This window comes from Pseudomonas sp. SYWMCR5 (genome assembly GCF_057197165.1).
Window position 1 is genome coordinate 135565 of the sequence record NZ_JBXUNH010000004.1, and the last position, 13222, is coordinate 148786.

At 63.0% G+C, this 13222-nt stretch carries 11 protein-coding genes; 2 read left to right on the forward strand and 9 right to left on the reverse strand.

Translation table 11 applies throughout. The annotated features are described in order from the left end of the window. The first annotated feature begins 273 nt into the window (after positions 1-273). Together lptF and lptG are read left to right on the forward strand one after the other, a co-directional pair. Positions 274-1389 carry an LPS export ABC transporter permease LptF gene (gene lptF / locus AC2CGW_RS13260; protein WP_186667899.1) on the forward strand — a complete coding sequence of 372 codons (1116 nt, stop codon included), beginning with the start codon at positions 274-276 and terminating at the stop codon, positions 1387-1389. Then, complete coding sequence (gene lptG, locus AC2CGW_RS13265; protein WP_186667901.1) at positions 1382-2443, forward strand: LPS export ABC transporter permease LptG; 1062 nt, start codon at positions 1382-1384, stop codon at positions 2441-2443. The genes lptF and lptG overlap by 8 nt, the downstream gene beginning before the upstream one ends. A gap of 79 nt (positions 2444-2522) precedes the next feature. Here the strand turns inward: lptG and AC2CGW_RS13270 are convergent, their stop codons facing one another. The 9 genes from AC2CGW_RS13270 to AC2CGW_RS13310 all read right to left on the reverse strand — a co-directional run bounded on the left by AC2CGW_RS13270 (position 2523) and on the right by AC2CGW_RS13310 (position 13215). Next, the gene (locus tag AC2CGW_RS13270) at positions 2523-3011 is read right to left on the reverse strand and encodes an RDD family protein (RefSeq protein ID WP_054895507.1); all 489 of its coding nucleotides are present in this window, start codon (positions 3009-3011) and stop codon (positions 2523-2525) included. Between the two features lie 92 nt (positions 3012-3103). Then, complete coding sequence (locus tag AC2CGW_RS13275) at positions 3104-3316, reverse strand: cold-shock protein (RefSeq protein ID WP_046854299.1); 213 nt, start codon at positions 3314-3316, stop codon at positions 3104-3106. 344 nt (positions 3317-3660) lie between these two features. After that, on the reverse strand, positions 3661-4782 hold the full coding sequence (gene gcvT / locus AC2CGW_RS13280; protein WP_484574151.1) for a glycine cleavage system aminomethyltransferase GcvT: 1122 nt from the start codon (positions 4780-4782) through the stop codon (positions 3661-3663). A gap of 26 nt (positions 4783-4808) precedes the next feature. After that, positions 4809-6185, reverse strand: a complete 1377-nt coding sequence (locus tag AC2CGW_RS13285; RefSeq protein ID WP_484574152.1) for an L-serine ammonia-lyase — start codon at positions 6183-6185, stop codon at positions 4809-4811. Between the two features lie 106 nt (positions 6186-6291). After that, positions 6292-9147 (reverse strand): aminomethyl-transferring glycine dehydrogenase, encoded by a 2856-nt coding sequence (gcvP, locus tag AC2CGW_RS13290; protein WP_186721707.1) that lies wholly within the window; start codon positions 9145-9147, stop codon positions 6292-6294. Positions 9148-9158: 11 nt separating this feature from the next. Beyond that, complete coding sequence (gene gcvH / locus AC2CGW_RS13295; protein WP_484574153.1) at positions 9159-9542, reverse strand: glycine cleavage system protein GcvH; 384 nt, start codon at positions 9540-9542, stop codon at positions 9159-9161. 278 nt (positions 9543-9820) lie between these two features. Further along, entirely contained in the window at positions 9821-11026 is a 1206-nt protein-coding gene (gltS, locus tag AC2CGW_RS13300) for a sodium/glutamate symporter (protein WP_484574154.1), read from the reverse strand. Positions 11027-11214: 188 nt separating this feature from the next. Continuing rightward, positions 11215-12723 (reverse strand): sigma-54-dependent transcriptional regulator, encoded by a 1509-nt coding sequence (locus AC2CGW_RS13305; RefSeq protein ID WP_186721709.1) that lies wholly within the window; start codon positions 12721-12723, stop codon positions 11215-11217. 117 nt (positions 12724-12840) lie between these two features. After that, on the reverse strand, positions 12841-13215 hold the full coding sequence (locus tag AC2CGW_RS13310; RefSeq protein ID WP_186667914.1) for a DUF5064 family protein: 375 nt from the start codon (positions 13213-13215) through the stop codon (positions 12841-12843). Between the last annotated feature and the right edge of the window lie 7 nt (positions 13216-13222).

The following is a 13222-nucleotide window of genomic DNA, read 5'->3' on the forward strand; positions in this document are numbered from 1 at the left end:
GTTGAAAAGCAGCCAGTTTGAGCCTGCCGCCGCCTCGCTGACAACCCCGGTCTATGCTTTTGCGGGCCTGTGTCTGCTTCAATGATGGGGCTTTGCCGCATTTTTGCGGGCATGACATCCACTGTCATGCGCCGCCAAGTGACAGGCGCGCCCAATCACAGGATAATGCGCGCACTTTTACATGGAGGTTCGCTTGAGGCGAACCGGCATAGGTCTTGGCTGTACTCAGTCATTGTCTGGCAATCCGCCCCTGACAACCCAGGAGTGTCTGGTTTGATCGTCTTTCGTTATCTGTCCCGCGAGGTCCTGGTGACCTTGAGCGCCGTCAGCGCTGTGCTGTTGGTGATCATCATGAGCGGGCGCTTCATCAAATACCTGGCCCAGGCGGCCCAGGGTGCGCTCGATCCGGGCGTGCTGTTCCTGATCATGGGCTTCCGCCTGCCGGGCTTCCTGCAGCTGATCCTGCCGCTGGGCCTGTTCCTCGGTATTCTGCTGGCCTATGGACGCCTGTATCTCGAAAGCGAGATGACCGTGCTTTCGGCCACCGGCATGAGCCAGCAGCGACTGCTGACGCTGACGCTGGCGCCGGCTGCGCTGGTCGCGTTGGTGGTGGCCTGGCTGAGCCTGAGCCTGGCCCCCCAGGGTGTGTCCCAGGTGCAGAAGATCATCGCCCAGCAGGATGCCCTGACCGAGTTCGACACCCTTGTGCCGGGGCGTTTCCAGACCCTGCGTGACGGCACTCGTGTCACCTACACCGAGCGGATGTCCGACGATCGCGTCAATCTGGGCGGGGTGTTCATTTCCGAGAAACGCTTCAACCAGGACAAGACCAAGGACCGTGCACCGTCGGTACTGGTGGCAGAAAAAGGCCACCAGGAAGTGCAGCCTGATGGCAACCGCTACCTGATCCTGGAAAACGGTTACCGTTACGACGGCAACCCTGGCCAGGCCGACTATCGGGCGATCAAGTACGACACCTACGGTGTGCTGCTGCCCAAGCCTGAGGTCAGCGAGGAGGTCACCGAGCGTGAAGCCATCCCGACCACCGACCTGTTCGGGCATGATGGCCTGCGTGAGCGCGCCGAACTGCAATGGCGCCTGTCGCTGCCGTTGCTGGTATTCATCGTGACCCTGCTGGCGGTGCCGCTGTCCAAGGTCAACCCGCGCCAGGGCCGCTTCCTCAAGTTGCTGCCGGCGATCCTCCTGTACATGGCCTACCTGACGATGCTGATTTCCGTTCGCGGCGCCCTCGAGAAGGGCAAGTTGCCGATCTCTCTGGGCATCTGGTGGGTGCACGCGTTGTTCCTGCTCATCGGCCTGGCGCTGATGTACTGGGAGCCGCTGCGCCTGAAGATGGCCGCGCGCCGAGCGGGGGTGGCCCATGGTTAAGATCGACCGGTATATCGGCCAGAGCGTACTGCTGGCCATTCTGGCCGTGCTGGGGATCATTCTCGGCCTGGCTTCGCTGTTCGCCTTCATCGACGAGATGGGCGACCTGAGCGATACCTATACACTGCTCGACGCCAGCAGCTACGTGCTGCTCACCGCGCCGCGTCGGCTGTATGACATGCTGCCGATGGCTGCGCTGATCGGCTGCCTGATCGGCCTGGGCAGCCTGGCCAGCAGCAGCGAGCTGACCATCATGCGTGCTGCGGGCGTGTCCATCGGTCGTATCGTCTGGGCAGTGATGAAGCCGATGCTGGTGCTGATGCTGGTCGGTCTGCTGATTGGCGAATACGTCGCCCCGGTCACCGAGAACAAGGCCCAGGCCGAGCGCTCGCTGGCCCAGGGCGGTGGTGAGGCGCAAAGCTCCAAGCGCGGCATGTGGCACCGCCAGGGCGAAGAGTTCGTGCACATCAACTCGGTACAGCCCAACGGCTTGCTGCTCGGTGTGACCCGCTACCGTTTCGACGAGCAACGCAAGATCGTCGCTTCCAGCTTCGCCCGCCGCGCGCTGTACCAGGATCAGCGCTGGGTGCTGCACGACGTCAGCACCACGTTCTTCCGTGGCGACCACACCGAAGTGGTGCAGGCACCGGAAGAAATCTGGGACGTGTCGGTGACGCCGGAATTGCTCAATACCGTGGTGCTGCCACCCGAGTCGTTGTCGATCACCGGGTTGTGGGAATACATCCACTACCTGGCCGACCAGGGCCTGAACAACGCCCGTTACTGGCTGGCGTTCTGGACCAAGATCCTGCAACCGGCGGTGACCGCTGCACTGGTCCTGATGGCGATTTCCTTCATCTTCGGCCCGCTGCGCTCGGTGACCCTGGGTCAGCGCGTGTTTACCGGCGTGCTGGTGGGCTTCGTGTTCCGCATCGCCCAGGACCTGCTGGGGCCGTCGAGCCAGGTGTTCGGTTTCCCGCCGCTGTTGGCGGTGGTGATTCCGGCCGGGATCTGTGCGCTGGCCGGTGTGTGGTTGTTGCGTCGGGCAGGGTGATGAGCCAGGCGTGAATGAGAAAGCCGACCCCAGGGTCGGCTTTTTTGTGGCTCGAAGTTGGCTTTATCGCAGCCCAGGGTCATTTCTTCTGCTTCGGAATCCGCACCAACTGGGTTTCCGAGTAGATGTCATGCCAGCTGCGCTTGCGCTTGTCGATCAACGACCAGATGAACCCCAGCCCCAGGCACAACCACGACGCGATCGACACCACGAAGCGCAACAGCGCCTGCCACAAACTGATCGCGCTGCCGTCGGCATTCTGTACACGCACGCCCCACACTTGCATGCCCAGGGTCTGGCCGCCGTGGGTCCAGAATTTGGCGAAGAAGCCGAACAGGGCAAACAACAGGACGGTGGACAACAGCGGATCGCCATCGAGCGCCCCGGCGTCGGTCAGCTCACGCATGCGGGCCTCGCCGATGATCGACATCTGCACCAACTTGTAGACACCTGCCGTGACGATCAGCAGGGCGGTGCACAGTAGGAAGTCATAGAACATTGCCGCCAGACGGCGCCCCAGGCCTGCGGGCGGGAAATCGCCCTGGGGGGTGAGAGAACGCTTGGACATGCAGGAGGGCTCCGGGTGGAAAGTCCTCATTCTATGAAATTGCAGGCACAAAAAAGCCCCTGCGCGTCAACGCAGGGGCTTTTTCACAGAAATCAGCCTTCTGCTTGTACTTCGTCAGCCTGCATGCCTTTCTGGCCCTGCACTGCAACGAAGGTGACTTTCTGGCCTTCTTTCAGGCTCTTGAAGCCGTTGCCTTGGATGGCGCGGAAGTGAACGAACAGATCCGGACCGCTCTCTGGGGTGATGAAGCCGTAACCTTTCTCGTCATTGAACCACTTGACGGTACCGTTCTGACGCTCAGCCATTTTCTTATTTCCTATGAATCTTTAGATAGTGATTTCAGTTTCTTTCGCATCACAGAGCGAAAGAGTACTGGGCTGGGTTGCAGGAAAGTAAGAGACGTCGAACGGGTTGTAGCAAATTGCGGCTACTGGCCCAGGTCACGAACTGTTGCGACCCATGCAAACACAGTGAGACGACTCTACGCCAACTCCAGCGACAAAAACAAGCCCCGTTCGGTGCACGGATCAAGGCTTTTGCCGATTACCGACAAAATTGTCGGAAACGGCATGGCGCCTGGCCTGGCGCCATGTTCAAAAGTTATTGCGCAGGTTCGTAAACGAATAAGCGCAGTGTTGTGAGATCGCTTTCAACCTCGGTAGTAACGTTGCGCCACGAAAGGCATTTTGCTGACTTTCAAGGCAACTTGTTTGCCGCGCACGACCGCAAACAATGGCGTTTCCAGTGCGGCATGTTCGTTATCGACATACCCCATTGCAACCGGTGCGCCCAAGGTTGGGCCGAAGCCACCGCTGCAGACCTTGCCGACCGCCTTGCCGTTCGCATCGACGATCTCGGCCCCTTCGCGGACCGGTGTGCGCTCCTGTGGCAGCAGGCCGACGCGCTTGCGTGCCACGCCTTGTTGCTGTTGCGCGAACACCGATTCGGCCCCCGGGAAACCACCGGCACGAGCACCGTCGGCGCGACGAACCTTGGAGATTGCCCACAACAGGCTGGCCTCGATCGGCGTGGTCTGGGTGTCCATGTCGTGGCCGTACAGGCACAGGCCGGCTTCCAGGCGCAGCGAGTCGCGTGCACCCAGGCCGATCGGCTGCACTTCAGGCTCGCTCAGCAGGCGTCGGGCCAGGGCTTCGGCGGCAGTGGCGGGAACCGAGATTTCGTAGCCGTCCTCGCCGGTGTAGCCCGAGCGGCTGACGAAGCAGTCCTCGCCCAACAGCTGCACCGGGCGGAACTGCATGAAGGTCATGCCGGCCACTTCCGGCGCCAGGCGCTCCAGCACCTTGACGGCGGCTGGGCCCTGCAAGGCGAGCAGGGCACGCTCCTCGAACAGGGGCTGGATCTCGCAGCGCTGGCCGATGTGTTTCTGCAAGTGAGCCAGGTCCTGATCCTTGCAGGCGGCATTGACCACCAGGAACAGCGTGTCATCGCCCAGGTTGGCCACCATCAGGTCGTCGAGGATGCCACCTTGCTCATTGGTGAACATGGCGTAGCGCTGCATGCCCACCGGCAGGTCGATGATGTCTACCGGCACCAGGCTTTCCAAGGCCTTGGCCGCGTCGCTGCCACGCAATACGATCTGGCCCATGTGCGACACATCGAACAGGCCGGCCTGCTCGCGGGTGTGCAGGTGCTCCTTGAGCACGCCCAATGGGTACTGCACCGGCATGTCGAAGCCTGCGAACGGCACCATGCGCGCGCCCAGTTCCAGGTGAAGGGCGTGGAGCGGGGTCTTGAGCAACGTTTCGGACATCGGTAACTCCTTGGTTTTTGTTCGGGTCAACATTCGATGATGTTGACGGCCAGACCGCCGCGGGCGGTCTCCTTGTATTTGCTTTTCATGTCGGCGCCGGTCTGGCGCATGGTGCGAATAACCTTGTCGAGCGAGACGAAGTGCTGCCCGTCGCCGCGCAAGGCCATGCGCACGGCGTTGATCGCCTTGACCGAGCCCATGGCGTTGCGTTCGATGCAGGGCACCTGGACCAGCCCACCGATGGGGTCGCAGGTCAGGCCCAGGTTGTGTTCCATGCCGATTTCGGCGGCGTTCTCCACCTGCTGCGGGGTGCCGCCCATGACTTCGCAGAGGGCGCCTGCGGCCATCGAGCAGGCCACCCCCACTTCGCCCTGGCAGCCGACCTCGGCGCCGGAAATCGAGGCGTTCTCCTTGTAGAGGATGCCGATGGCGGCTGCGGTGAGCAGAAAACGCACCACGCCGTCTTCGCTGGCGCCGGGAACGAACCGCATGTAGTAGTGCAGCACCGCGGGGACGATACCCGCCGCGCCGTTGGTCGGTGCGGTGACGACGCGTCCGCCATAGGCGTTCTCTTCGTTGACCGCCAAGGCGTAGAGGTTGACCCAGTCGAGTACCGACAGCGCATCGCGCAGACTGGCTTCGGGGTGTCGGCTGAGCTGGCGGTACAAAGCAGGGGCGCGGCGCTTGACCTTGAGGCCACCCGGCAGAATGCCCTCGTGGTGACAGCCCGCTTCGACGCAATCCTGCATGACCTGCCAGATGCGCAGCAGGCCTGCACGGGTTTCATGTTCGGGTCGCCAGGCGGCTTCGTTGGCCAGCATCACCTGGCTGAACGACAGGTGCTGCGCGACGCAATGGCCGAGCAGTTGCTTTGCCGTCGTGAAGGGGTAGGGCAGGGCGGTGTTGTCTTCGACGATACGGTCCTGGCCGGCTGCATCCTGGTCGACGACGAAACCGCCGCCCACCGAGTAGTACTCGCGGCTGCGGATCTGCAGGCCGGCGGCATCGAAAGCACGGAAGATCATGCCGTTGGGGTGGTAGTCCAGTGGCTTGCGGATCATCGCCAAGTGCTGCTTCTCGACGAAGTCGATCCTGTGTTCGCCAAGCAGGTGCAGGTGACCGCTGGCGCGGATCGCCTGCAGGCGTTCGGGGATGGATTCGGTGTCGACGGTGTCGGGGAGCTCACCCTCGAGCCCCAGGAGCACAGCCTTATCGCTGCCGTGACCCTTGCCGGTGGCACCGAGCGAGCCGTAGAGCTCGGCCTTGACGCTGGCCGTGCTGGCCAGCAGGCCATCGCGCCGCAGCCCCTCGGCGAAGCGCGCGGCGGCGCGCATCGGGCCGACCGTGTGCGAACTGGAGGGGCCGATGCCGATCTTGAACAGGTCGAAGACGCTCAAAGACATGGTGACCTCCTGCCAGGTTGGTTGGGCAGATGCTGAACCCTGTGGGAGCGGGCTTGCCCGGTCCCACAGAGGAACACACCTCTATCAGAGGGCGGGCCGAGGGCTATCAGACGTCCTGATAGCTCTCGATCGACGGGCACGCGCAGACCAGGTTGCGATCGCCATACACGTTGTCGACCCGTCCGACCGGTGGCCAGTACTTGCCTTCCACCAGGCTCGGCAGCGGATACACCGCCTGCTCGCGGCTGTAGCCGTGGGACCATTCGCCAACCAGCTCCGCCGCCGTGTGCGGGGCGTTCTTCAGCGGGTTGTCGTCCTTGTCCAGGCTGCCGTTCTCCACGGCGCGAATCTCTTCGCGGATCTGGATCATCGCATCGCAGAAACGGTCCAGCTCTTCCTTGGACTCGCTTTCGGTCGGTTCGATCATCAGCGTGCCCGCCACCGGGAAGGACATGGTCGGGGCATGGAAGCCGAAGTCGATCAAACGCTTGGCCACGTCATCCACGCTGATGCCGCTGGTGTCCTTGAGCGGACGCAGGTCGAGGATGCATTCGTGGGCAACCAGACCGTTGCCGCCGGTGTACAGCACAGGATAGTGCTCTTCCAGGCGACGGGCGATGTAGTTGGCGTTGAGGATCGCCATCTGCGATGCGCGCTTGAGGCCTGCGCCACCCATCATGCGAATGTACATCCAGGTGATCGGCAGGATGCTGGCGCTGCCGAACGGTGCAGCGCAAACCGCACCGGCAGTGTTTTCCAGGGTGGCATGGCCGGGCAGGAACGGCGCCAGGTGCGACTTGACGCCGATTGGGCCGACGCCCGGGCCGCCACCGCCGTGGGGGATGCAGAAGGTCTTGTGCAGGTTGAGGTGCGACACATCGCCACCGAACTTGCCCGGCGCACACAGGCCGACCATGGCGTTCATGTTGGCGCCGTCGATGTACACCTGGCCGCCGTTGTCGTGAATGATCGCGCAGATCTCGCCGATCGCCTCCTCGAACACACCATGGGTCGAGGGGTAGGTGATCATGATGGCTGCCAGGCGCTCGCGGTGCTCGAGGGCCTTGGCGCGCAGGTCGTCGATGTCGACGTTGCCCCGGGCGTCGCAGGCGGTGACCACCACGCGCATGCCGGCCATGTGTGCGGTGGCCGGGTTGGTGCCGTGGGCCGACGAGGGGATCAGGCAGATGTCGCGGTGGCTATCGCCGCGGCTGCGGTGATAGGCGCGGATCGCCAGCAGGCCCGCGTATTCGCCTTGGGAGCCGGCATTGGGCTGCAGCGACACGGCATCGTAGCCGGTGGCGGCGCAGAGCATGGCTTCAAGCTCGGTGGTCATCTGCAGGTAGCCCTGGCTCTGGGCGGCCGGAGCGAAGGGGTGCAGGTTGCCGAACTCGGCCCAGGTGACCGGAATCATTTCGCTGGCAGCGTTGAGCTTCATGGTGCACGAGCCCAGCGGGATCATGCTGCGGTCCAGCGCCAGGTCCTTGTCGGCCAGGCGGCGCAGGTAGCGCATCAGTTCGGTTTCGCTGTGGTAGCGGTTGAACACCGGGTGCTCGAGGATCGCCGATTGGCGCACCAGCGCAGCCGGCAGGCGCGGGCTGTGGTTGGCGGCGAGGGCGGCGAAGTCCGGCAGCGCCTGGCCATCGGCGAACAACGCCCAGAGCGCCTCGACATCGGCCTGGCAGGTGGTTTCGTCCAGCGAAAGGCCAAGGTGCGTGGCGTCGACCTGGCGCAGGTTGAAGCCCTTGGTACGGGCTTGCTCATGAAGGCTGGTGGTATCGGTGCCAGTGGCCAGGGTCAGGGTGTCGAAGAACTCGCCAGTGATGACCTGAACGCCGAGCGACTTCAGGCCGCTGGCGAGGATGGCCGTGAGCGCGTGGGTGCGTTCGGCGATGCGCTTGAGACCGGCCGGGCCGTGGTAGACGGCGTACATGCTGGCGATGTTGGCCAGCAGTACCTGGGCGGTGCAGATGTTGCTGGTGGCTTTCTCGCGGCGGATATGCTGCTCGCGGGTCTGCATGGCCAGGCGCAGGGCGGTCTTGCCGAAGCGGTCGATCGAGACACCGACCAGGCGGCCTGGCATGTCACGCTTGAAGGCATCGCGGGTGGCGAAGTAGGCCGCGTGCGGGCCGCCGAAGCCCAGCGGTACGCCGAAGCGCTGGGCGCTGCCGATGGCCACGTCGGCGTCGAATTCGCCCGGCGGGGTCAGCAGGGTCAGGGCCAGCAGGTCGGCGGCCACGGCCACCAGGGCACCGGCGCCGTGCAGGCGCTGGACCAGCTCGCGGTAGTCGAACACATCACCGTTGCTTGCCGGGTATTGCAGCAGGGCACCGAAGAAGGCGCTGACATCGCCCAGTTCACGCTCGTCACCCACCACCACTTCGATGCCCAGCGGCTCGGCGCGGGTACGCAGCACGTCGAGGGTCTGCGGGTGGCAGTGCACGGAAGCGAAGAAGGCATGGCTGCCCTTGTTCTTCGACAGGCGTTTGCAGAAGGTCATCGCCTCGGCGGCGGCGGTGGCTTCGTCGAGCAGCGAGGCGTTGGCGATCGGCAGGCCGGTGAGGTCGCTGATCAGGGTCTGGAAGTTCAGCAGTGCTTCCAGGCGACCCTGGGAGATTTCTGGCTGGTAGGGGGTGTAGGCGGTGTACCAGGCAGGGTTTTCCAGGAGGTTGCGCAGGATCGGTGCTGGGGTGTGGGTGTTGTAGTAGCCCTGGCCAATGAAGCTCTTGAACAGCTGGTTCTTGCCGGCGATCGCCTTGAGGGCGGCGAGGGCATCGGCCTCGCTCTGACCGTCGGCGTTACCGAGCACGCTGGTGCCCTTGATGCTGTCGGGAATGACGGCGGCGGTCATGGCGTCGAGAGAGTCGAAGCCCAGGGTGGTCAGCATGGCCTGTTCGTCGGTGCTGCGCGGACCGATGTGACGGGCGATGAATTCGTTGGCGGTGCCGAGGTTGATGGTCATGGTCGTGGTCCTCAGGCGTCGTCGTTGGCTTTGAGCAGGCGGTCGTAGGCATCCTGGTCGAGCAGGGCGGTCACCTCGCTCATGTCTGCAGGAACGAAGCGGAAGAACCAGCCTTCTCCCAGCGGGTCTTCGTTGACCTGCTCGGGGCTGTTGTTGAGGTCTTCGTTGACCGCGACCACTTCACCGTTCAGCGGCATGTATACGCCGCTGGCAGCCTTGACCGATTCGACGGTGGAGGCTTCGGCGCCTTTTTCATAGTGCTGCAGTTCCGGCAGTTGCACGAAGACCACATCGCCAAGGGCGTTCTGCGCATAGGCGGTGATGCCTACGGTGACGCTGCCGTCAGCTTCGACGCGCAGCCATTCGTGATCTTCGGTGAAACGCAACTCGCTCATGGGAAATCCTCGGGAAGCAGGGGCGTTGGGCGCGGTCGGACCGCGCTCTTGAGATTGGATTTCCCTAAGCAATAATGCGGCCATTTATTTAAATCACTATAAAATCAATGACTTATTGATTTATTGGCGAACGCTTGTCACATCTTTGTAATGAAAACGCTACAGGGCGGGCTTAGAAGAAAAGGCTCGAGCGATCAAACCCTTGGAGATGGGGATGCAAGATGCCTTGTATCGAAATGATTACGGTGTATCGATATCGATACAAGGCGGCAGGCAGGTTATAGCGGGGTAAAGAAGGGCAACGCCAGGTACAGCTTGATCACGATGACATTGACGATGTCGATGAAGAACGCCCCCACCATGGGTACGACGAGAAAGGCGATCTGCGATGCACCATAGCGCTGGGTCACCGCTTGCATGTTGGCGATGGCGGTGGGTGTGGCGCCGAGTCCGAATCCGCAATGCCCGGCTGCCAGCACCGCCGCATCATAATTGCGCCCCATGACCCTGAAAGTGACGAAGATCGCGAACAGTGCCATGACCAGTGTCTGTGCACCCAACAGGATCAGGAAGGGCAGTGCCAGGGCGGCCAGGTCCCAGAGTTTCAGGGACATCAACGCCAAGGCCAGGAACAGCGACAGTGCGACATTGCCCAGTACCGAAATCTCGCGTTCGAACACCTGGTACCCACCCCCGGCGGACAGTCCGTTTCTCAGCACGACACCCACGAACAGCACGCAGACGAAGGTCGGAAGTTCGAACGCGGTGCCGCGCAACAGGCTGTTCAACAGGGTGCCTGCCAACAGGCTGACCGAGATCAGCGCCAGGCTTTCGATCATCGAGAAAGGGGTGATCAGGCGTTCCTTGTTGGGCTGTTCGAAGCCTTTCGGTATGCGAGGTGTTTCCGGTTCGAGGCCGGGGGCCTGGACGCGGCTGACCAGCAACCGGGCTACAGGACCACCGATCAGTCCGCCCAGCACCAGGCCGAAGGTGGCCGAAGCCAACGCCAGTTCGCTGGCCGAGGGTAGTCCGTACTGGGTGCTGAAGGTCGAGCCCCAGGCGGCCCCTGTACCGTGGCCGCCCGAGAGCGAGATCGAGCCTGCCAGCAGCCCCATGAGTGGGTCGAGGCCCAGCATTTTTGCCAGGCTGATACCGATGGCGTTCTGCACGATCAGAAACCCGGTAACGACTAGTAGGAAGAGTCCGACAGTTCGTCCGCCTTTTTTCAGGCTGCCGAGGTCGGCGCTCAGACCGATGGTAGCGAAGAAGGCCAGCATCAGTGGGGCTTGCAGGGAGGTGTCGAACTGGATGTGTATGTCCAGGGCCCGGAGTGACAGCAACAGCACGGCAACGACCAGGCCGCCTGCGACGGGTTCGGGGATGTTGTAGGTACGCAGGACGTTGACGTGGGCGACAAGACCGCGTCCGAGTAGCAGTACCAGTGAGGCGGCCACGAGAGTGCCATAGAAATCGAGTTCGAGCATTGAAACGCCACTCTTTGTCACTGTGAGAGAGGTGTTCCTGAGCGCGCTTTCGATCGTGCGCAGGGGCTTTATCGAAGATGCACCCGGAACACGCGTGCGGTGGTACGGCCGCCATTCTAAGTGGGAGGGGCTTGGTTCAATATGTAGGAAAAATCTGCAAAAACGGGGTTATCTGGTGCGCTCCAAGCTCAGGACTTGCCTGGAATTCCGTACTTGCGCAGCCGCTGGGCGATCGCGGTATGTGATGTCTGCAGCCTTCCCGCCAACTGTCGGGTCGAGGGATAGCTGGCATACAGGCGCTGCAATAGCTCACGCTCGAAGTCGCCTACCGCCTGTTCCAGGCTCGCCACCTCACCATCCTGCCCACGTGCCACTGAGGTTCCGGCGATATCCAGGTCGCCGATATCCACCAGGTTGCTCTCGCAGATCGCCGCTGCGCGGAAGATCACGTTCTGCAACTGGCGCACGTTGCCCGGCCAGGGGTTGGCCAGCAGTGCCGGATGGGTGGCCGGGGTCAGGCGGCAGGGCGGGCGCTGGATCTGGGTGCAGGCCTGCTGCATGAAGAAATGCGCCAGTGACAGGATGTCCTGGCCGCGCTCACGTAGTGGCGGGACTTGCAGGTTGAGGACGTTCAGGCGGTAGAACAGGTCTTCGCGGAAAGTGCCTTCGGCGACCATGCGTTCGAGGTCGCGGTGGGTGGCGCTGATGATGCGCACATCGACCTTCACCTCGCGGTCGCCCCCCACCCGGCGAAAGCTGCCGTCGCTGAGAAAGCGCAGTAGCTTGGCCTGCAGGTAGGGCGACATTTCGCCGATCTCGTCGAGGAATACCGTGCCTTGGTTGGCCAGCTCCATCAACCCGGGTTTGCCCCCACGTTGTGCGCCAGTGAAGGCGCCGGGGGCATAGCCGAACAGCTCGCTCTCGGCCAGGCTCTCGGGCAATGCGGCGCAGTTGAGTGCCAGGAATGGCGCGGCATGACGGCTGCTGACGGCATGACAGGCGCGTGCTACCAGCTCCTTGCCGGTGCCGGTCTCGCCGTGCACCAGCAAGGGGGCATCGAGGGTGGCCACGCGCAGGGCGCGGGCCTTGAGCGTGCGGATCGCCGGAGAGTCGCCGAGCAGTGCATCGAAGCCTTCGGCGTGATCATGGTGCAGCGCCGACAGGCGTTCGCCCATGCGGTTGGGTGGATACAGGGTAAGCAAGCCGCCAGCGTTGGTGATCGGCGTGGCATCGAGCAGCAGGCTCTGGCCATTGAGCTGCATCTCGCGCATCGGCAGGTGGAAGTTGTTGTCGAGCAGGGCCTGGAGCAGGTCGCTGTCAGCAAACAGCTCGCCCACCGATCGACCGGCCGATTCGCGTCCGCACAACGCGATCAACGCAGGGTTGGCCAGCAGCACCTTGCCGGCGCTGTCCACTGCCAGCACCGGGTCGCTCATGGCCGCGAGCAGGGCGTCGAGCTGCAGGTGGCGACGCTGGCCGGGGAGGATGTCGACCACTTCCACCGACTGCACGCCGCGCACCTCGAACAGGGCGTCGTGCAGCTCTTCGAGCACGGCGGGGCTGAGTGTGGGGGCGTCGATGTAGACGTTCGGCGGGACCATCTCCACGGCATCGAGGTTGAGGTTGCGGGCACCGAGCAGGGCCAGGACTTCCTGGGTGATGCCGACGCGGTCGATGAAGCTGACGTGGATGCGCATGGGGGCAACGGGCGTGGGGGAAAGGGCGTCAGTATGCCATTGGCGAGGTGGAAGGCCCAATCGCGGGACAAGTCGGGACGCCGAACCGCCGCTGCGACTTGTCCTGCGATGGTGGTATTACGGATTACCCAGATGCTCGGGCTTGATCGGATCCCCGGACTTCACGTCCAGCTTCTGGCGGATGTCCTCGAACATGTGGTCGTAGAGCTTGTGCGGCGAGCTCAGGTTCTCGAATTTCTTCGGCGCCGGCAGGTGCGCCTGGGCCCTGCGGCTCAACTGCATGAGAAAGCTGGGCAGTACCTGGTCCTTGGCCAGGAAGAATTTTTCGTCGACCGTCTTGCCTTCGATGCTGCCATGCATGCGGAACTGGATACCGCGGCCTTCCGTGGGATCCTGAGTGGCTTCGTACTCGATGTTGAGGTCGTAGCTGTGATCATTCTGGTTCAGCGCCGTGCGCTCGATATGAACATGACCAGGACTGTACTGGGCCATGATGGCG